Source organism: Nonomuraea maheshkhaliensis (genome assembly GCF_039529435.1).
GTDB lineage: Bacteria > Actinomycetota > Actinomycetes > Streptosporangiales > Streptosporangiaceae > Nonomuraea > Nonomuraea maheshkhaliensis.
In genome coordinates, this window is record NZ_BAAAMU010000036.1 from 46,598 (window position 1) to 64,732 (window position 18,135).

An 18,135-nucleotide genomic window follows, 5' to 3' on the forward strand; every position below is an offset into this window, starting at 1 on the left:
CGCACGCCGGTCCGGGCCGGTGCGGGGCGGGACGTTCAGCGGCCCGAGATCAGGTTGGCCAGGTGGGCGTAGGCCGAGGTGGTCGTGCCGCGTTCGTTCTCGTGCCGGTCGGCGGCCCTGAAGAGGGTGTAGATGAGCTGCACCCCGGTCCACCGCAGCGGCTCGGGCTCCCACTGCCGCACCTGACGCCCCACCCAGGGCAGGCCCGTCAGCGCGGTGTCGCGGCGCAGCACCAGGTCGCGCAGCGTGCGGCCGGCCAGGTTCGCCGTGGTGACGCCGCTGCCCACGTAGCCGCCCGCCCAGCCGAGGCCGGCGGCGTGGTCGAGGTGCACCGTCGAGCACCAGTCGCGCGGCACCCCGAGCACGCCGCACCAGGCGTGCTCGATCCGCGCGTCGGCCGCGGCGGGGAAGAGCTTGACCAGCATCCGCCAGAGCAGCGCGACCGTCTGCGCCTGGGTGACCCCCCGGTCGTCGGTACGCGACCCGTACCGGTACGGCACGCCCCGCCCGCCGATCGCGATCCGGTCGTCGGCCGTGCGCTGCGCGTAGACGTAGGCGTGTGCCTCGTCCTCCAGCAGTTCGCTGCCGTGCCAGCCGATGTGCTTCCAGACGTCCGGCGGCAGGGGCTCGGTGACGATCATGGAGCTGTTCATCGGCAGCCACTGGCGGTGCTGGCCGGTCAGGCTCGCGGTGAAGCCTTCGGTCGCGCGGATGACGTAGCCGGCCGTGACGACGCCGCGCGTGGTGAGCGCGGCGGCCTGCCCGCCGCGAGCGGCGTCCCTGGGCAGGATCTCGGTGACCGTGGTGTCCTCGAAGATGTCCACCCCCAGCCCCGCCACCACGCCGGCCAGCCCGACCGCGAGCTTGGCCGGCTGGATGCGGGCGCAGTGCGGCGAGTACGACGCCTCCAGCGCCCCCGCCACCTGCAGCCGTTCGCGCTGCTCGTCACGTTCCATCAGCCGCACGTCGTCCGCGCCGTACCCCCACGCGCGCAGGTCGGCGACGCCGGCCCGCAGCCGCCGCCGCTGGGCCGGGTTGGTCGCGACGTGGATCAGCCCGCCCTTGTGCACGTCGGCGTCGATGCCCTCCGCGCGGGCCACCTCGATGACCTCGTCGACAGACCGGAACATGGCGTGCTGCAGGTCGATCATGGCCTGCCGCCCGCGCGCCCTGGCATGCCGCTTGCGTGACCCGGCGAACTCGGCCGACAGCCACCCGCCGTTGCGGCCCGACGCCCCGAATCCGGCGAACTCCTTCTCCAGGATCGCGATCCGCAGGCCGGGCTCGGCCCGCTTCAGGTAGTACGCGGTCCACAGGCCGGTGTAGCCGCCGCCGACGATGGCGACGTCGTAGTCACGTGGCCCCGGCAGCGCCGGCCGCCGCGTGGGCAGGCCGATCTGCCGATACCAGAAGGAGACGCCGCCGTTGGCGAAGTCCTTGGTCAGCGGGATGCCTTTCATCACCGAACACATTGTCTAGTAACAGCTCAGGGGCCTACAAGTCGGCGAAGTGTAATGAAACCGGGTGCCTGGCTAGCTTCGTGTCGGGCGTTCATACCCCTCGTCCCCTCCGTATACGCGCAGGTCAGGATCCTGCTCCGGCTGCGTGGCCGGGCTGGTGGGCGAGGCGGTGTGCTCGGAGGCGAAGTCGTCCGAGAGGATCGGCTCGGGCGGCAGCAGGTAGTCGTGCCAGGTGATCACACCTTGGGGCAGGGCGTCGGTGAGCAGCAGGCCCGCGCGCTGGGCCGCGTACAGGCGGCCCGGATAGCGGACGGGCACGCACGGCCGGCGCAGGCCCTGCGCCCGCAGCCAGGTCTTGACCAGCGTCTCGGTGTCGATCACCTCGGGGCCGCCGAACTCGATCTCCCTGCCCTCAGGGCCGGCGCTGAGCAGCGCGGCGGCGCGCGCGGCGACCTCGCCCGTGTGCACCGGCTGCCAGGGCAGCGAGCGGTCCACGGGCAGCGCTGGCAGCGACGCGAAGCCGCGTAGCCGTTGGTGCAGCCACTGGTGGAACGGGGTGAGGCGGAGGATCGTCCAGTCCAGGCCGCACTCCGTGACCAGGCGCTCGGCCTCCAGCTTGTGACGCAGGTGGCCGTGGGCGGCCCGGTCGGCCCCGACCATGGAGGTCAGCAGCACGTGCGGCCGCCCGGCCTCCCTGGCCAGCAGGAGCAGGGCCCTGGTGCCCGGCACGTCCACCGCGCCACGCCCCTTGCGGCCGCTGGTGGCCAGGTGCGCGATCGCGTCCACGTCCCGTACGGCCTCCTCGACGCCCTTGCCGGAGATGAGGTCGCCCCACATCCACTCGACGTTCCCGCGGTCCTCCCGCTTGGTCCGGCTCAGCGCCCGCACCTCGTGACCCGCCTTGAGCAGGGCGGGTATCAGTGCGCCGCCCAGCGTGCCGGTGGCTCCCGTGACCAGAATCCGCATGTCAGGACCCCTACCCGCCACAATCCAGAAATGTCATGCATCGACGCCCGGCGTCTGTCCTGACCGGAGCGGGGTAGTGCCGCTCCTATGGCTCGCATCGCATCGGAAACCCTGATCGAACGGCTCGCGGCATGGGGCGTGGACACCGTCTTCGGCATGCCCGGCGACGGCATCAACGGCATCATGGAGGGGCTGCGGCGCCATCGTGACCGGGTGCGCTTCGTCCTGGTGCACCACGAGGAGGCCGCCGCCTTCATGGCGACCGGCTACGCCAAGGCCACCGGGCGGATCGGCGTGTGCCTGGCGACCTCGGGCCCCGGCGGCATCCACCTGCTCAACGGCCTCTACGACGCCAAGCTCGACCACGTGCCCGTGCTGGCCATCACCGGCATGCAGGAGACGTCCGTGCTCGGCACCGGCTACCAGCAGGAGGTGCACCTGGACAAGCTGTTCGCCGACGTGGCCGAGTACAACATGATGATCACCAACCCGGCGCAGCTGCCCTCGCTGGTGGACCTGGCCATCAGGACGTCGTACGCGCGGCGCGGGGTCTCGCACCTCACGCTGCCCAACGACATCCAGGTGGCGGACGCGGGCGCGGACCCGTACCGGCACGTGGCCCCGGCGCGCCCGCCCGAGACCGCGCCCGTCTACCTGCCGCCGGCCGGGCTGCCCCGGCAGGAGGACGTGGAGTGGGCGGCCGAGGTGCTCAACCGGGCCGAGCGGCCCGCCATGCTGGTCGGGCAGGGGGCGCTGCACGCCAGGCAGGAGGTACTGGCGGTGGCCGAGGCGCTGGGGGCGCCGGTGGTCAAGACGTTGCCGGGCAAGGCGGTGGTGCCGGACGACTCGCCGTACACGACGGGTGGGCTCGGGCTGCTCGGCACGCGGCCGAGCGAGGAGCTGATGGACGAGGCCGACGTGCTCTTCATGGTGGGCACGAACTTCCCCTACTCCCAGTTCCTGCCGGAGGTGCGGGACACGCGGGTGGTGCAGTTCGAGGCCGATCCGACCAGAGCGGGAGCGCGCATCGCGACAGACGTGCCGGTGGTGTGCGACGCGAAGGAGGGGCTGCGGGCGCTGCTGCCGCTGCTCACCCGCCGGAACGGAAACGCTCATCTAGCGAAATATCAGAAGATGATGGCGAAGTGGCGCTCGGACATGGACGCTCTGGAGAACCCGGACAGAGACCCCATCGCCCCTCAGTATGCCGTGTCCGTCCTCGACGACCTCGCGGCCGACGACGCCATCCTGACCTGCGACAGCGGCACCATCGCGACCTGGGCGGCCCGGCACTGGACGATCAGGGGCGAGCGCGAGTTCTACCTGTCCGGCACGCTGGCCTCGATGGCGCCGGGGCTCCCGTACGCCATCGCCATGCAGCACGCCCACCCCGGCCGCCAGGTCATCGCGTACGTCGGCGACGGCGGCTTCTCCATGCTGATGGCCGAGTTCCTCACCGCCGCGCAGCACCGGCTGCCGGTCAAGGTGATCATCAACAACAACAACTCGCTCGGCCAGATCCTGTGGGAGCAGATGGTGCTCGGCTACCCCGAGCACGGCGTGCGCTACCCCATGCCCGAGGCCGACTTCTCCGCCTGGGCCAGGTCGTGCGGCGGGTTCGGGGCCAAGGTCACCAAGTCGGGCGACGTGGCGACGGCCGTCGGGCAGGCGCTGGCCCACGACGGGCCGGCGCTGGTCGACATCGACGTCAACCCGAACGAGCCGCCCATGCCCGGCAAGGTCACCTACGAGCAGGCCAAGAGCTTCGCGCAGGCGTTCCTCAAGGGCCAGCCGCACAAGGCCGCCATCGCCACCACCCTGTTCAAGGACCGCATCCAGAAGCTGGGCGACTGAACCCGTTCGGGCCCGGCCGATCACCTGCGCGTGCTCACGCGCGCTCACCCGTACGCGCGGGCGATCCCGGCGGCGGCGGCGCGCAGCGGCTCGACCAGCCGGGGCAGCTCGCGGGCCCGCCGCGAGGAGAGCACGATGCCCAGCGCCGCCTCCGGCCGCCCGGCCACCAGGACCGGCGCCGCCGCCGAGCACGAGCCCAGCGTCATCTCCTCGTGCGTCAGCGCGTACCCCTGCGCCCGCACCGCCGCCAGTTCCCTGGCCAGCCGCCCCGGCTCGGTGATCGTGCGGGGCGTCGGGCGTTCGAGCGCGCGGGCCAGGTAGGACGTGACGAACCAGTCGGGCTCGTACGCCAGCAGCGCCTTGCCCACCCCGGTCGGATGCATCGGCAGCCGGCCTCCGATTCGCGACACGATCGGCACCGCCCGCCTGCCGTAGACCTTGTCCACGAACAGGACCTCGACGCCGTCCCTGACCGCGATGTGCACGTTCTCACCCGTCGAGCCGAACAGCTCCTGCAGCCACGGATGCGCCAGCTCCTGCAGCCGGTTGGGCGCGAGCCGGCCCAGCTCCCACAGCCGCTGCCCCACGCGCAGCCGCCCGTCGGAGGTGCGGCCGAGCGCCCGCCACTCCTCCAGCTCGCCCACCAGGCGGTGCGCCGTGCTCAGCGGCAGCCCGCTGCGCCTGGCCAGCTCGGTGAGCGTGAGCTGCGGATGCGCGGCGTCGAACGCGCCCAGGATGGCCAGCACCTTGGACGTCACCGATCGTCCCGGCTCGCGGGATCCGCCTGACATGAGCGCCATTCTTCCATTCAGTGGAAGCGGACTCTCGGCGATGCGCCGCCTTAGGCAGGATGCTTCCCTCATGCGAACTCAGGTCGGAATCATCGGGGCTGGCCCAGCTGGTCTGCTTCTGTCCCACTTGCTCCACCTGCGCGGCATCTCCTCCGTGGTGCTGGAGAAGCGCAGCCGGGACTACGTCGAGCGTCGCGTCCGCGCCGGCGTGCTGGAGCAGGGCACGGTCGACACACTGGTGGCGGCGGGCGTCGGCGAGCGCATGCTGCGCGAGGGGCTGCCGCACCACGGCATCGAGCTCAGGTACGGGGGCCAGGGCCACCGCATCGCGTTCGACAAGCTCGTTCCTGGCCGGGCCATCACCGTGTACGGGCAGCAGGAGGTGGTCAAGGACCTCATCGCGGCCAGGCTCGCGGCGGGCGGCGACGTGCGGTTCGAGGTCGAGGACGTGGCCGTGCACGCGCTGGAGCCGGAGCCGTACCTGACCTTCGGCGGCGAGCGGCTCGACTGCGACGTGATCGCCGGCTGCGACGGCTTCCACGGGGTGTCCAGGCCGTCCATCCCCGAAGGCGTTCTGAGCGTCTTCGAGCGGGAATATCCGTTCGCCTGGCTCGGCATCCTGGCCCGCGTCGCGCCCTCGTCGGACGAGCTCATCTACGCCAGGAACGAGCGCGGCTTCGCCCTGCACAGCATGCGCTCGCCCTCGGTCAGCCGCTTCTACCTGCAGGTTCCCGCCGACGCCGAGCTGGGGGAGTGGCCGGACGAGCGCATCTGGGCCGAGCTCAAGGCCCGGCTGGAGACCGTGCCCGGCTTCGAGCTGACCACCGGCGAGATCACGGAGCGGGGCATCACGCCGATGCGGGCGTTCGTGGCCGAGCCGATGCAGTACGGGCGGCTCTACCTGGCCGGGGACGCCGCCCACATCGTGCCGCCGACCGGCGCGAAAGGGCTCAACCTGGCCGTGGCCGACGTCAGGGTGCTCACCGAGGCGCTGGACGCGTACTTCACCGGCGGCTCGGACGAGCTGCTCCAGGGCTACTCGCAGGCGTGCCTCAAGCGGGTGTGGCGGGCCCAGCACTTCTCGTGGTGGATGACGACGCTGCTGCACACGTTCGAGGAGGACGACCCGTACGCGCGGCGGCTGCAACTGTCGTACCTGGACTACGTGACCTCGTCGGAGGCGGCGGCCACGACGCTGGCGGAGAACTACGTCGGGCTGCCGTGATGGCCTCTGACCTTGGGAAATGCTTTACAGTGTTGGGGTGGTCTTTGAGGACGGATGGGCGGCTTCGCCCCTGCGCTGGCTCATGAACACCCTGGGCGACGCGCAGCTCGCCATGATGGTCGAGCACCCCGGCATGGTCGCGGCGGTCGACCAGCACGCGGCGGTGCTGCGCGACGCGATCCCGCTCGACCGCGAGACGCTGGGCGACTATCTGCTCGGCTTCCTCGACGAGCTGCGACACCGGGGCTGGGCCTTCACCGGCGAGCCGGACGCGCCGTCGCTGCGACTGACGGCGGTGTGCTGGCTCACCCGCGAACTGGATCTCCTGGACGGCGCCGCCCCGGCCTGACGGCGGTGACCTGCGCGGCCGGACCTCCTGGACGGCGCCGCCCCGGCCTGACACGGTGCGGCGCCGCCGTTTCGAGCCGGTGGTCAGCCGGGAGGCAGGTCGGAGCGGTGGGCTCCGCCGCCCTGCGCCGACCTGATCGGCGCCGTCTCCTCCGTCATCGACCGGGCGTCCTCACGCCCTCGCTGGTACGCCTCCGCGTGCGCCCTGGCCTGCGGGGCCTCCTGCTCGATCCGGCTCAGCCAGCGCTCCCAGCGCTGCTGCATGGGGCGGACGAGCCCGCCCCCGACGCCGATCGCCGCGATCGCCCCGATGGTGGCGAGCACCGTGATCAGGACCGGGGTCGTGACCGCCGTGGCCACGCCGATCTGGTTGAGCGCCGCGATGATGCCCAGCGCCCAGATGAACACCGCGGCCACGGTCGCCAGGAAGCGGCCGTAGGACAGGCCGCCGAGCGCGCCGGACAGGATGTCCCTGACGGCCTTGGCCACCGCCCCGGCCACCACGATGATCACGATGGCCACGATCGCCAGCGGCAGCCAGGCCACCACGCCGGCCAGCAGCGACGAGACCGGGTTGGGGCCGAACACGTTGAAGGCTATCTGCAGCGTGATCAGCAGGATCGCGTAGAAGACGATCTTCGCGAGCAGGCTGCTGGCGTCGTACTTGCTGCGTTCCAGCCACCGCCGCACGCCGCTGCGCTCCACCGCCCGGTCGAAGCCGACCCGCTCAAGCACCTTGTCGACGAGCTTCTCCAGGGCTTTGGCCACGATCCACCCGATGATGAGAATCACCAGGAACGCGATCAGCCGCGGAACGAACGTGGCTATCTGCCGCCAGGCATCCGATATGCCTTGGCCTATGTCGATGTCCATAGTTTCCTCCTCTGAGGAGCCAATGCATCGGCGCTACCCGGGCTGAAACGGTATATACACGCAGAGCTACCAAAAGTTCGCACAAGGCGATATACCTCCCCAGGCAGGGGCATGCGCTCGCAATGCCGGCGCAATGCCGGCCTGCGAGCGCGGCGGCGAGGTGGGGCGCTGGGGCCTGGCGGCGCCGGAGGATCAGCCGCCCTTCGCGGCCTTCAGGTGTGCCGCCGCGGCCTGCTCCAGATGGACGAGGTCGGAGGCCACGGTCGCGAACGTGAACCCCTCCGCCAGCCGCCGGGCGGCCTGCTCCCCGCCCGGGTTGTGAATGCCGGCCGCGATGCCCGCCGCCGCGGCGGCCGTACGGATCCGCTCCAGCGCCGCCTCGAAGACGCCGGCCACCGCCGGGTCGTTGGGGAAGCGCCCGCCCACGGCCAGGCACAGGTCGGAGGGGCCGACGTACACGCCGTCGAGGCCCGGCGTGGCGCAGATCTCGTCGATGTTCTCCAGCCCGCCGGCCGTCTCGATCATCGCCAGGACCACCACGGTCTCGTCCGCCTCCGCCGGCGTGGGCCCGATGCGCAGCGAGGAGCGCATGGGCCCGTACGAGCGACGCCCGCCGGAGGGGTAGCGGGCCGCGGAGACGGCGCTGGCGGCGTCCTCGGCCGTGTCGACCAGCGGCACGATCACGCCGCCCGCCCCGTAGTCGAGCGCCCGGCCGATCACCGCGGAATCGCCGGACTCCACCCGGACGATGCCGACAGAACGCCCGCCCGCGTCGATGGCCATGAGGTTGCTCAGCAGCCCCGCGTGGCCGATGAGCCCGTGCTGGCCGTCGAGCGTCACGTAGTCGTACCCCAGCCGGGCCAGGCGCTCGGTGGCGACGGGCGCGTCGAGAACCACCCAGTAGCCGACGCACTGTTCCCGATTACGGATCTTCCTGGCGAACTCGGCTGCGGTCATGCGAAATCGATCTCCTCTACGGCGAGTACGGGAACGTGGCGCGTACGGCTCAACGGTTGTAGGCGGGCATCGGGCCGTGGAGCGACGCGCCCACCACGTCACAGGCGGCGGCCACGTCGGACGGCAGCGGCCCGGCCGCCAGCGCCTCCAGGTTGGCCCGCAGTTGGTCGGGGCCGGAGGCGCCGAGCAGGACCGCGTCCACCACGGGCCGGCTCGTCAGCCAGCGCAGGGACAGCTCGGCGAGCGGCATCCCGGCCCGCCTGGCGATGTCGCCGAGCGTTTCGACGGCCTCGAAGAGCTGCGCGTCCCAGTAGCGCTCCCGGTACATCCCGGCCAGCCGCGAGTCACCGAACCGGCCGCTCTCCGGCGTACGGTCGAAGCGGTGCCGGCCGGTCAGCAGGCCGCCGCCGAGCGGGTTGTAGACCATGGTGCGCAGCCCGCTGGTCATGGCGAACTCGGCGTACTCGTCCTCGATCCGCCTGGCCACCAGGTTGTAGAGCTGCTGGGCCACCACGGGCGGGGGATCGATCCCGGCGATCTGCCAGGCGGCGTAGTTGGACACGCCCAGCTCGCCGATCTTGCCTTCCCGCTTCAGGTCGGCGACCGTGGCCAGGGTCTCCTCCAGCGGCGTGGCCCGGTCGGGCTGGTGCAGGTAGAACAGGTCGACGTGGTCCACGCGGAGCCGCCGCAGGCTGGCCGTCAGCGCGTTCCGCAGCCCGCGCGGCGACAGCGGAGTGTATCCGCCGGCGTCCGGATGGGGCATGCCCGCCTTGGTCGCCAGCACGACCTGGTCGCGACGGCCGGCCAGCAGCTTGCCGAGGATCTCCTCGGCGGCGCCGCCCGCATAGCCGTTGGCCGTGTCGACCCCGGTGACCCCGGCGCCGAGGGCCAGGTCGAGCATCTTCCCGGCCGTGTCCGCGTCCACGGTGTCGCCGAAGGTCATGGTTCCGAGCACGGGCTCGGGGTTCATCGGATACCTCCGAGGAGACCCCCGCCTTCAGGCGGGGGAGGAATCGGACCCCTGCGGAGCGGGACAGGGGCGGGCGGCTCGCTGTCAGGCGAACCAGCGTATCGAACAAACATGCGAGTCTTTCTTGATCGATCGGTAGGATGGCAGGCGTGGCGCAGATCGTGAAGCGGGCCGACAAGTACCGCTTCCACCCGACCCCCGAGCAGGCCGCAGAGCTTGCCCGGACGTTCGGCTGCGTCCGCTTCGTCTACGACAACCCCCTCGAAGAACGGACCCGCGCCTACACCGTGGAAGGCAAGCGCGTCTCCTACGTGGAGTCCTCGGCGATGCTCACGGCGTGGAAGCGCGGCGGCGAGTTCGGGTTCCTGCCGGAGGTGTCGTGTGTGCCGTTGCAGCAGGCGCTGCGCCATTTGCAGGCGGGGTTCGCGAACTTCTTCGCCAAACGGGCCAAGTACTAAACGTTCAAGAGCAAGAGGAAGTCGCGGGCGTCGGCGGAGTACACCCGCTCGGCGTTCCGCCGGCGCGACGGGGAGCTGACGCCGGCGAAGATGGACGCCCCTTCGGCCATCGTGTGGTCGCGTCCGCTGCCGGAGGGTGCGCAGCCGTCCACGGTGACCGTGAGCCGGGACGCGGCCGAACGCTGGTTCGTGTCCATCCTGGTGGAGGAGAAGATCAACCCTCTTCCGCCCGTGACGCGGAACGTAGGCGTGGATGCGGGCATCGCCGCGCTGGCCACCCTTTCGACTGGTGAGAAGATCGTCAACCTGCGTAACGAGCGCCGTGACCGGCGCAAGCTGGCCAAGGCTCAGCGGGCGCTGGCCCGAAAGGAGAAGGGGTCGAGCAGCCGGGCCAAGGCCCGGCTGAAGGTGGCCAGGGTGTATGCCCGGATCGCCGACCGTCGAAGGGATCATCTGCACAAGGTCACCACACGGCTTGTTCGCGAGAACCAAGTGATCGCCGTGGAAGACCTGACCGTTCGCCACCTGGTCAAAAACCGCCGCCTGGCCCGCGCCGTCTCTGATGCGGGCTGGCGGGAACTGCGTTCCATGCTGGAGTGCAAAGCGCGGTGGTACGGGCGAACGCTGGTGGCGGTGGACCGCTGGTTGCCGTCCAGCAAGCTGTGCTCGGTGTGCGGGGCCCTGCGGGAGAAGATGCCGCTGAACGTCCGCGCGGGGGAGTGCTCGTGCGGTGCGGTCCATGACCGGGACGTCAACGCGGCCAGGAACGTGCGCGCCGCCGGGCCGGCGGAGAGCTGAAACGCCTGTGGAGCCGGTGTAAGACCTCAACGAGACTCCTCTCGGGCGGGCAGCCGGCGATGAAGCAGGAAACCTCACCGGCGACCCTGGGAATCCCCTCCTTCAGAAGGGGGAGGATGTCAACGAGCGTGTCCTTTCGCCGCCGCCGGGCGCACGCCATGCGAGAGCGGGAACTGCGGCACGCCGCGCGAGTACCGGGACTGCGGCGTGTGTCATGCGGGCCTCCGGCACACAGGTGGGGACGACGCGGCGAGGTGGGGGACGTCCGCGTCACTTGCCGGCAACTGTGGCATACCTGCGTACTCTGTGCAATGCTCAACGCGTGATTCGCGCAATTCGGTGGCCGGGGGAGACATGAGCGCAGGCCCGACGTCCGTGCTCGCCCTGGCCGACGACCTGTCGGGGGCGGCCGAGACGGCGGCCGTGCTCATGTCCCACGCCGGCTCCGCGCTCATCGCCCTGTCCGGCCCGCCCTATCCGGCACAGGCACCCGTGCTGGTGGCCGACCTCGACAGCCGGCACCATCCCCAGACGTTCGACCTGGTACGGAAGGCGCTCAGGCACGCCGGGCGCCGCCCCGTCTTCGTCAAGATCGACTCCCTGCTACGCGGGAACGTCGCCGCCACGGTCGCGGCCTGCCTCGACACCGCCCCCGTGGTGCTCGCCCCCTCCCTCCCGTCCGCCGGGCGCACGGTGACAGGCGGGGTCCCGTACGTACGGGGAGTCCCGCTGCGCGAAACACGCACCTGGCGCACGGCTCCTACGCTCGCCACGGGCGCATGCGCGGAACCCGCCCCCAGCACGGCCGGCAGCCCGGTCACGGAGCCGCCCCCTGAAACGGCTGCGCACACCCCTGCGACCAGCCTCACCGGACCTGCCACCGTGGCGGACGCGCTCGGCGCGGTGCCGTCCGTTCTCGTGCCGTTGGGCACCGTCCGGGCCGGGCACCGGATTCTGACGACCGCCATCAGGGAGGCACGCGGCCGGGTGCTGGTGTGTGACGCGGAGACGGACGGCGACCTCGACGCGATCGTGGCCGCCGCACTCGACACCGACCCGTCCACCCACCTGATCGGCGCCGGCGGCCTGGCCGCAGCCCTCGGCCGCACCCTCTCCCTCGACCCGCCGCCTGACCCGTTCCCTGGCCCGCCCCCGAACCCACCCGACCTGCCACCCGACCCGCCCCCTTCGCGTCCCAGCCCTTCACCCCTGCTGGTGGTCGTCGGCACCGCGGAGCCCGGGGCGGCCGAGCAGGCCGCGTTGCTCGTCAGGCACGGCGGAATCCCCATTCCCCTCACCGCCGCCGACCTGAACGAGCCCGAAGCCGCTGCCCGCCGGGTGCGGGACGTGCTGGCGCGGCACGTCCCGGCCGTGCTGACCGTGGTGGGCCCCGCCCCGCCGGCTCTGACCGCCATCCTGGGCGGGATCGTCGCCCGAGCACTCGGCGACCGGCCCGCCGGCCTCGTCCTCACCGGCGGCGAGACCGCGAGACGCGTCCTCGACGCGCTCGGCGTCACCGAGCTGACCCCGCTGAGCCAGATCCACCACGGCGCGGTGCTCAGCCACACCCCCCAAGGCCATCACGTGGTCACCAGACCGGGCAGCTTCGGCGAGCATGACAGCCTCCTCCGCATAGCCGCTCATCTCGCCCCCCACCACTTCACCTCCGTAGAAAGGCTGACATGAGCACACCTCTGATCGCCCTCACCATGGGGGACGGCGCCGGCGTCGGCCCCGAGGTCGTCATCGGCGCGCTGCTCGCCCCCGAGACGTCCGCGTTCTGCCGTCCGGTCGTCATCGGCGACGCCCGGCGCCTGCGCAAGGCAGCCGGGTTCCTCGGCGCGAGCCCCGAGGTGGTCGCCGTGGACGGCGTCGCCGACGCGGTGTTCGAGCCGGGCCGCGTCAACGTCATCGACCCGGGCCTGCTGCCCGACGACCTGCCGTGGGGGCAGGTGTCGCCGGTCGCGGGCGGCGCGGCGTACGAGTACGTACGGCTGGCCAGCGAGCTGGCGATGTCCGGCCAGGTACAGGCGATCTGCACGGCCCCGCTCAACAAGGAGGCCCTGCACGCCGCCGGCCACCTCTACCCGGGCCACACCGAGCTGCTCGCCCACCTCACGGGCACCGAGGAGGTGTCGATGATGCTCTCGACCGCCAAGGTCAAGGTCATCCACGTCACCACCCACATCGGCCTGATCGACGCCGTCGCCCGCATCGAGCCTGGCCTGGTCGAGCGGACGATCCGGCGCGGCGAGGCCGCGATGCGCGGTTCCGGCCTCGTACGTCCCAAGATCGGCGTCTGCGGCATCAATCCCCATGCGGGGGAGAACGGCCTGTTCGGGTACGGCGAGGAGGAGGAGAAGATCGTCCCCGCCGTCGAACGCCTGCGCGCCGAGGGCATGGACGTGCACGGCCCGCTGCCCGCCGACACCGCGTTCTTCCTGGCCGGCCGGGGCGACTACGACCTCATCGTGGCCATGTACCACGACCAGGGCCACGGCCCCGTCAAGATCCTCGGCCTGGAGGCGGGCGTCAACATCACCGTCGGCCTGCCCGTGATCAGGACCTCGGTCGACCACGGGACCGCGTTCGACATCGCCGGGAAGGGCGTCGCGGACGCCGGTAGCATGATCGAGGCCCTCCGGCAGGCCGCCGAGCTGTCGTCCGCGCAAGGGTGGTGAGGCCGATGGGCCGTGCGGCACAGGCCAGACGCGACGAGATCGTCCGCCTGGCCACCACCACCGGGCTGGCCAGCGTCGAGGAGCTGTCGGCCCAGCTGGGCGTGACGGCCTCGACCATCCGCCGTGACCTGGCCCACCTGAAGGCGGCGGGCCTGCTGGCCCGCACGTACGGCGGGGCGATGGCGGTGGTCACCCATCCCGAGGCGACGCTGCGGCAGCGCATCGGGGAGGCGTTCGAGGCCAAGCGCGCCATCGCCGCCTGGGCCGCCGCGCAGATCCGTCCCGGCGAGACCGTCCTGCTCGACTCCGGCTCGACCACGGGCGCCCTGGCGCACGAGCTGCGCCACGCGGTGGACCTGACCGTGGCCACCACCGGCCTGAACGCCCTCCAAGAGCTGGCCGGGGCGACGGGCGTGCACGTCGAATGCCTCGGCGGCACGCTCCGCCAGGTGAGCCAGGGCTTCGTCGGCCCGCTGGCGGAGGCGGCGCTGAGCCGGATGACGTTCGACCGCGCGTTCCTGGGCGCCGACGGGGTCACGGCGGAGGAGGGGATCTGCGAGGCGAGCCTCCAGCAGACCCGCTTCAAGGAGCTGATGATGGAGCGCTCACGCCACGTCTACCTGCTCGTCCACGCCGCCAAACTGGGCCGCCGCCCGTTCCACGCATGGGCCCGCATGCCGGACGCCCCCGGCGCCTGGACCCTGGTCACGGACGCGTCGGCCACAGAGGAGTCACTCAAACCGTTCACCGCGAGAGGCGTCAGAACGGTCGTCGTCGCCATCCCGAGCTGAAGTCGGGCCGGCCGGTGCGGTTCTGGCTCTGGCGTAGAAGGAGGACGCCGTTGCGGGTGTCGTCTCGTTGGGGCTCGGCGTAGCTCAGTCGCGTCCCGCCAGGGCATGGTGCCCACGTCAGCGGCAAGTGCCGCGCCTCTCCTGTCCATCCGATCACGTACGGATAGCGGAGCGCCTCGGTCGGCTTGAAGGCGGCGCTCACGCGGACGCTCCGGCGTTGGCACGCCGACTGACGAGCTCGGCGACCCGGTAGGGGTCGCTCTCCGGAACAATTTCCATCCTGTCGGTCAACGGCTCGTTCTCGCCGCCGACGTTCGCCAGAACAACGACGTAGCTGCCGGAGAGACGGCCGATGCTCACGGTGGCGATCTCCCATGCGGCGTTCGCGTGGATGATCAGTTTCAGCGGATGCTGAAGCGTCTCGTCGCTCTCGCAAAGGGCGATCTTGCAGGTGCCGGCATGCCGCTTGACCAGTTGGGCGTTGATGCCTGCCCGCGTCAGATGCTCAAGCACATGGTCGAGGGCGGTGTTCTGGGCCGCCGCCGCCTCTTCCTCCGAAATCGGCGTGCAGAGGAGTTCGTGCGATGTGTGTCCCGCCATGCCTCGACGGTAGGAGCGCAGAGCCAGGGGTCTCAACAACCTTGCACGAGCTTGCCGCTCTACAAGAAGTCCTGTCGGGCGGCTTGGACAAGACGCTTCGCCGGCGCACCCACAACGGACATGGCGGCCAGGTCGGTGAAGCCATTGATGTACAAGCCGACCTCACCCGGCCGAGTCACGTTCACCGTGGCGGTCAGCAACTCGACCTGAACGAGGTTGTCGTCGAAGACGTTGAACGCCTCCAGCGCCCAGAGCCGGCGCGGAGCGGCCACGGGGGTGATTGATCGGTGACTTCCCAGCCCTGCAGGACGGTGGGAGCCGTCGGTGTCGTCCCTCCAGACCATCGGGCGGTTGTCGCCACCGCTGGTGTCGTCGATACCGATGAACCGTAGAGCCATGACCGCCTCCGATGATGCGAGTTTGCATGGACTTGCGCGGTTGGCACAAAGTGAGTGCCGCCGTCCGTGATCAATCGGGGGCAACAAGAAGCCCCAGGCTCTTGGTGAGCTGGGGCTGTTGTCGGCCAGGCCGGATCTGGCTTGTGGTGGACGATACTGGGATTGAACCAGTGACCTCTTCCGTGTCAGGGAAGCGCTCTCCCGCTGAGCTAATCGTCCTTATTGAGTTGGAACTCAGAGCGGAAGACGGGATTCGAACCCGCGACCCTCACCTTGGCAAGGTGATGCTCTACCACTGAGCCACTTCCGCGTGATGACGCTTCTTTACTTTACCGGATCCCGGGGGGTCCGCCGGTCATCGAGGTGGAGACGGGATTTGAACCCGTGTAGACGGCTTTGCAGGCCGCTGCCTCGCCTCTCGGCCACTCCACCAGGAGTCTTGCTCCGAGCGGAAGACGGGATTCGAACCCGCGACCCTCACCTTGGCAAGGTGATGCTCTACCACTGAGCCACTTCCGCGTGAATCTCCGGCGATGTGCGCCGGTCCACGGGAAAACCATATCGTCTCCGTGGAGTGCCCGTGCGCACCGTCAGGGCCGTGGCCGGGAATTCAGCTGATCAGGCGGACGTCGCCGGTCATGACGAACATCACCCGATGGCCGAGCTGGATCTGGTAATACCGCGTCTTGCCGGTGGTGGTGACGTGTCTGGAGGCGCGGAAGGCGTTCGCGGCGTAGTACGAGCCGGTGATCGTGTCGCCCACCGTGTACGTCTGGCCCGGCTCGATCGTGTACTTGAGCGGCGTCAGGGCCTGGTAGGCCGCGCTCTTGTAGGCCGACTTCTCCGGGTACGCCCGCCCGTACACCTTCACCCGTCCCGACACCGGCGTCACCATCGGTCCCTTGGCGGGAATGGCGGTCGGGGCGGAGGCCGGGTTGTGGAACCACGCCTTCTGGCCCAGGTACCAGATGGCCGTCCAGTCGCCCTGCCTGGCCGCGACGGCGAAGCGCTGGCCGGTGGAGGCGCGGGCGCTGTGGTCGTACACGCTGTACGTGCTCGGCTTGCCCGGGTGCTTGCCCAGGTCGGTGACGAGGGGAGCGGTGTGGCTGGGCGACTTGTGCAGCCAGACGGTGGCGGCGCCGTGAGCGGGGCAGGCCTGCTCGGGCTTCGTGGTGACGCAGCCGGTGAAGCGGGGGCGGTTGGTGGTGTACGACGGCCGGATGATGACCGAGTCGCCGTCCTTCGCCGCCTTGAAGGGCTTGCCCATGAGGGCGAAGTAGTGGGCCCAGTCCCAGTAGGGGCCGGGGTCCTCGTGCATGCCGGCCACCGTCTGCGGGGTCGTGCCCGGTACGTTGTCGTGGCCGAGGATATGAGCCCGGTTGAGCGGGATGTGGTACTTGGCGGCCAGGTGTTTGACCAGCCTGGCCGACGAGCGGTACATCGCCTCGGTGTACCAGGCGCCGCCCTTGGCCAGGTAACCCTCGTGCTCGATGCCGATCGAGCGGGTGTTGACGTCCCAGTTGCCCGCGTGCCAGGCGATGTCGTTGGTCTTCACGTGCTGGGCGACATGTCCGTCACGGGAGCGGATCGTGTAGTGCCAGCTCACGTACTTGGGGTTGCGGATCATGGAGGGGATGCCCCCGTAGGAGCCCTCGGTGTCGTGGATGATGATGTAGTCGACCGAGCGGGTGCGGGCCAGGCGGTCGTGGTTGCCGTAGTCGCGGTCCTTCTTCTTGCCGAAGCGTTTGTACGCGGCGGGCATCCATTCGCAGGTGAGCGTGGACGGGCACTCGGCCTGGCCTGGCTTTTGCTGCTTCGGCAGGCCGGACAGCTCGGGTTCCGCCTCGCCGTCCCAGCCCAGTCGCGGATCCAGGTCGAAGTTCAACGGCTCATCGTCCAGCGGCTCATCGTCCAGCGGCTCGTTGCCCGATGGTTCGTCGTCGGCGAAGTCTTCGTCCTTTGAAGCGCGCGAAGTGCCGGTGGCGGCGTCCGACGTGTCGGTGGCGTGCTGCTCGGCGGTGTCGGGTGGGGCGTTCAGAGTGCCGGGTACGGCCGGTGCGGCGGCGGTTCCGGCTCGTTCGCCCGCCGCCGACTTCCCGCCCGGTGGCAGGTTCACGGGGTCGAGTCGCACCAGATGCCCGTCATCGGTACGCCGCCGCACCCCTTCCCGCATCACCGCGAACACCTCGTCCGCGAACGCCTCCGCCGCCACCGGATCGTCCGCGCCCGCGTACCTGGCCACGGCTCCGTACCAGTCGGCCGGGTCGGAGCTGGGCTGGTCCTGGTAGGAGGCGAGGAGTGCCGCCCCGGCGCGGATGTTGGCCGCCGGGTCGGTCCGCAGCCGGGCGGGCTCCACGCCGGCGAGGCGGCCGGCCTCGGGAAGAGTGGTGACAGGTGCGGCGGTGGAGTCCTGGGTCGTGCGTAGTGCGGCGTGGGGTGGGGGCGCGCCAAGCTCGGCGTGCGTACGGGACATCGGCCTGGCGTCGTCTCCCCGGGGGTCCCCGAGGGCGTCCCCGATCACGTGGCCGTGCCCGAGCGCGTCGGCGGGGAAGGCGTCGATCAGGTGCATCGGCCCGTAGCCGCCCGCCGTGCTGGGCCGCCCGCCGTTCGCGTCCCACCGCGACTCCAGGTAGGCCACCCCGAGCAGCACGCTCTCCGGCACCCCGAACTCTCGCGCGGCGGCGGCGAAATCGGCCTGCCGTCCTGAGGCCGTCGTCCCTGAGGCCGTCGTCCCTGAGGCCGTCGTCCCTGAGGCCGTCGTCCCCCAGGCCGTCCCGAACGCCGCCGTCCCCGAGGCCGCTGTTCCGGACGTTGCCGTTTCGGTGAGCGGATGCCGTCCAGGTACGGCGGGCGGGAGGGCGGCGGGTGTGGTGAGGGTGCCTGCGGCCAGGGCGGCGGCCAGCCAGAGGTGCATGAACATCTCCCCAGGAATGTCACGGAACAACTACTCACCGTAACCATGCCC

15 protein-coding genes, 4 tRNA genes and 1 pseudogene are annotated in these 18,135 nt (G+C 70.8%); 7 read left to right on the forward strand and 13 right to left on the reverse strand.

From position 1 onward, the window contains the following. Positions 1 to 35: 35 nt before the first annotated feature. Together ABFX54_RS24295 and ABFX54_RS24300 are read right to left on the reverse strand one after the other, a co-directional pair. Entirely contained in the window at positions 36 to 1,460 is a 1,425-nt protein-coding gene (locus tag ABFX54_RS24295; RefSeq protein WP_346108316.1) for an NAD(P)/FAD-dependent oxidoreductase, read from the reverse strand. A gap of 72 nt (positions 1,461 to 1,532) precedes the next feature. Continuing rightward, positions 1,533 to 2,426, reverse strand: a complete 894-nt coding sequence (locus tag ABFX54_RS24300) for an SDR family oxidoreductase (protein WP_346108318.1) — start codon at positions 2,424 to 2,426, stop codon at positions 1,533 to 1,535. A gap of 87 nt (positions 2,427 to 2,513) precedes the next feature. Between ABFX54_RS24300 and ABFX54_RS24305 the strand changes: the two genes are divergently transcribed. Further along, positions 2,514 to 4,280, forward strand: a complete 1,767-nt coding sequence (locus ABFX54_RS24305; protein WP_346108320.1) for a thiamine pyrophosphate-dependent enzyme — start codon at positions 2,514 to 2,516, stop codon at positions 4,278 to 4,280. A gap of 44 nt (positions 4,281 to 4,324) precedes the next feature. Here the strand turns inward: ABFX54_RS24305 and ABFX54_RS24310 are convergent, their stop codons facing one another. Further along, on the reverse strand, positions 4,325 to 5,071 hold the full coding sequence (locus ABFX54_RS24310; RefSeq protein ID WP_346108322.1) for an IclR family transcriptional regulator: 747 nt from the start codon (positions 5,069 to 5,071) through the stop codon (positions 4,325 to 4,327). A 70-nt stretch (positions 5,072 to 5,141) separates the two neighbouring features. Here ABFX54_RS24310 and ABFX54_RS24315 point away from each other — a divergent pair, with 70 nt between their 5' ends. Together ABFX54_RS24315 and ABFX54_RS24320 are read left to right on the forward strand one after the other, a co-directional pair. Continuing rightward, positions 5,142 to 6,296 carry a 4-hydroxybenzoate 3-monooxygenase gene (locus ABFX54_RS24315; protein ID WP_346108324.1) on the forward strand — a complete coding sequence of 385 codons (1,155 nt, stop codon included), beginning with the start codon at positions 5,142 to 5,144 and terminating at the stop codon, positions 6,294 to 6,296. Positions 6,297 to 6,333: 37 nt separating this feature from the next. Then, positions 6,334 to 6,645: a DUF6401 family natural product biosynthesis protein gene (locus ABFX54_RS24320; protein WP_346108326.1), complete on the forward strand. Its 312-nt coding sequence runs from the start codon at positions 6,334 to 6,336 to the stop codon at positions 6,643 to 6,645. 83 nt (positions 6,646 to 6,728) lie between these two features. On the opposite strand, the gene ABFX54_RS24325 is transcribed toward ABFX54_RS24320, so the two are convergent. The 3 genes from ABFX54_RS24325 to ABFX54_RS24335 all read right to left on the reverse strand — a co-directional run bounded on the left by ABFX54_RS24325 (position 6,729) and on the right by ABFX54_RS24335 (position 9,444). Next, positions 6,729 to 7,517, reverse strand: a complete 789-nt coding sequence (locus ABFX54_RS24325) for a mechanosensitive ion channel family protein (protein WP_428834560.1) — start codon at positions 7,515 to 7,517, stop codon at positions 6,729 to 6,731. 192 nt (positions 7,518 to 7,709) lie between these two features. Beyond that, positions 7,710 to 8,474, reverse strand: a complete 765-nt coding sequence (locus ABFX54_RS24330; protein ID WP_346108328.1) for an HpcH/HpaI aldolase family protein — start codon at positions 8,472 to 8,474, stop codon at positions 7,710 to 7,712. Between the two features lie 49 nt (positions 8,475 to 8,523). Then, the gene (locus ABFX54_RS24335; protein ID WP_346108330.1) at positions 8,524 to 9,444 is read right to left on the reverse strand and encodes an aldo/keto reductase; all 921 of its coding nucleotides are present in this window, start codon (positions 9,442 to 9,444) and stop codon (positions 8,524 to 8,526) included. A 149-nt stretch (positions 9,445 to 9,593) separates the two neighbouring features. Between ABFX54_RS24335 and ABFX54_RS24340 the strand changes: the two are divergent. The 4 genes and pseudogenes from ABFX54_RS24340 to ABFX54_RS24355 all read left to right on the forward strand — a co-directional run. Continuing rightward, positions 9,594 to 10,786 (forward strand): annotated as a pseudogene (locus ABFX54_RS24340) (RNA-guided endonuclease InsQ/TnpB family protein); the annotation flags it as partial. A 268-nt stretch (positions 10,787 to 11,054) separates the two neighbouring features. Further along, positions 11,055 to 12,386 carry a four-carbon acid sugar kinase family protein gene (locus tag ABFX54_RS24345; RefSeq protein ID WP_346108332.1) on the forward strand — a complete coding sequence of 444 codons (1,332 nt, stop codon included), beginning with the start codon at positions 11,055 to 11,057 and terminating at the stop codon, positions 12,384 to 12,386. After that, complete coding sequence (gene pdxA / locus ABFX54_RS24350) at positions 12,383 to 13,381, forward strand: 4-hydroxythreonine-4-phosphate dehydrogenase PdxA (RefSeq protein ID WP_346108334.1); 999 nt, start codon at positions 12,383 to 12,385, stop codon at positions 13,379 to 13,381. Before ABFX54_RS24345 ends, pdxA begins: the two co-directional genes overlap by 4 nt. A gap of 5 nt (positions 13,382 to 13,386) precedes the next feature. Further along, the gene (locus tag ABFX54_RS24355) at positions 13,387 to 14,172 is read left to right on the forward strand and encodes a DeoR/GlpR family DNA-binding transcription regulator (protein ID WP_346108336.1); all 786 of its coding nucleotides are present in this window, start codon (positions 13,387 to 13,389) and stop codon (positions 14,170 to 14,172) included. 198 nt (positions 14,173 to 14,370) lie between these two features. Here the strand turns inward: ABFX54_RS24355 and ABFX54_RS24360 are convergent, their stop codons facing one another. The 7 genes from ABFX54_RS24360 to ABFX54_RS24390 form a co-directional block, all read right to left on the reverse strand. Then, positions 14,371 to 14,772, reverse strand: coding sequence for a hypothetical protein (locus ABFX54_RS24360; protein ID WP_346108338.1), 402 nt, complete (start codon positions 14,770 to 14,772; stop codon positions 14,371 to 14,373). 59 nt (positions 14,773 to 14,831) lie between these two features. After that, on the reverse strand, positions 14,832 to 15,170 hold the full coding sequence (locus ABFX54_RS24365) for a hypothetical protein (RefSeq protein ID WP_346108340.1): 339 nt from the start codon (positions 15,168 to 15,170) through the stop codon (positions 14,832 to 14,834). Positions 15,171 to 15,314: 144 nt separating this feature from the next. After that, positions 15,315 to 15,389: transfer RNA gene (locus ABFX54_RS24370), tRNA-Val, on the reverse strand. A gap of 19 nt (positions 15,390 to 15,408) precedes the next feature. After that, positions 15,409 to 15,480 (reverse strand) — tRNA-Gly (locus tag ABFX54_RS24375). A gap of 51 nt (positions 15,481 to 15,531) precedes the next feature. Next, positions 15,532 to 15,602 (reverse strand) — tRNA-Cys (locus ABFX54_RS24380). A 15-nt stretch (positions 15,603 to 15,617) separates the two neighbouring features. Continuing rightward, positions 15,618 to 15,689: transfer RNA gene (locus tag ABFX54_RS24385), tRNA-Gly, on the reverse strand. Between the two features lie 91 nt (positions 15,690 to 15,780). Next, positions 15,781 to 18,114, reverse strand: a complete 2,334-nt coding sequence (locus tag ABFX54_RS24390) for an N-acetylmuramoyl-L-alanine amidase (RefSeq protein WP_346108342.1) — start codon at positions 18,112 to 18,114, stop codon at positions 15,781 to 15,783. Positions 18,115 to 18,135 lie beyond the last annotated feature (21 nt).

Bases quoted from the DNA above. Each gene is read 5' to 3' on its own strand.
- pdxA (WP_346108334.1), top strand. From the start codon at position 12,383: ATGAGCACACCTCTGATCGCCCTCACCATGGGGGACGGCGCCGGCGTC.
- ABFX54_RS24310 (WP_346108322.1), bottom strand. From the start codon at position 5,071: ATGTCAGGCGGATCCCGCGAGCCGGGACGATCGGTGACGTCCAAGGTG.
- ABFX54_RS24360 (WP_346108338.1), bottom strand. From the start codon at position 14,772: ATGGCGGGACACACATCGCACGAACTCCTCTGCACGCCGATTTCGGAG.
- ABFX54_RS24325 (WP_428834560.1), bottom strand. From the start codon at position 7,517: ATGGACATCGACATAGGCCAAGGCATATCGGATGCCTGGCGGCAGATA.
- ABFX54_RS24300 (WP_346108318.1), bottom strand. From the start codon at position 2,426: ATGCGGATTCTGGTCACGGGAGCCACCGGCACGCTGGGCGGCGCACTG.
- ABFX54_RS24355 (WP_346108336.1), top strand. From the start codon at position 13,387: ATGGGCCGTGCGGCACAGGCCAGACGCGACGAGATCGTCCGCCTGGCC.
- ABFX54_RS24330 (WP_346108328.1), bottom strand. From the start codon at position 8,474: ATGACCGCAGCCGAGTTCGCCAGGAAGATCCGTAATCGGGAACAGTGC.
- ABFX54_RS24315 (WP_346108324.1), top strand. From the start codon at position 5,142: ATGCGAACTCAGGTCGGAATCATCGGGGCTGGCCCAGCTGGTCTGCTT.
- ABFX54_RS24335 (WP_346108330.1), bottom strand. From the start codon at position 9,444: ATGAACCCCGAGCCCGTGCTCGGAACCATGACCTTCGGCGACACCGTG.
- ABFX54_RS24295 (WP_346108316.1), bottom strand. From the start codon at position 1,460: ATGAAAGGCATCCCGCTGACCAAGGACTTCGCCAACGGCGGCGTCTCC.
- ABFX54_RS24305 (WP_346108320.1), top strand. From the start codon at position 2,514: ATGGCTCGCATCGCATCGGAAACCCTGATCGAACGGCTCGCGGCATGG.
- ABFX54_RS24345 (WP_346108332.1), top strand. From the start codon at position 11,055: ATGAGCGCAGGCCCGACGTCCGTGCTCGCCCTGGCCGACGACCTGTCG.
- ABFX54_RS24365 (WP_346108340.1), bottom strand. From the start codon at position 15,170: ATGGCTCTACGGTTCATCGGTATCGACGACACCAGCGGTGGCGACAAC.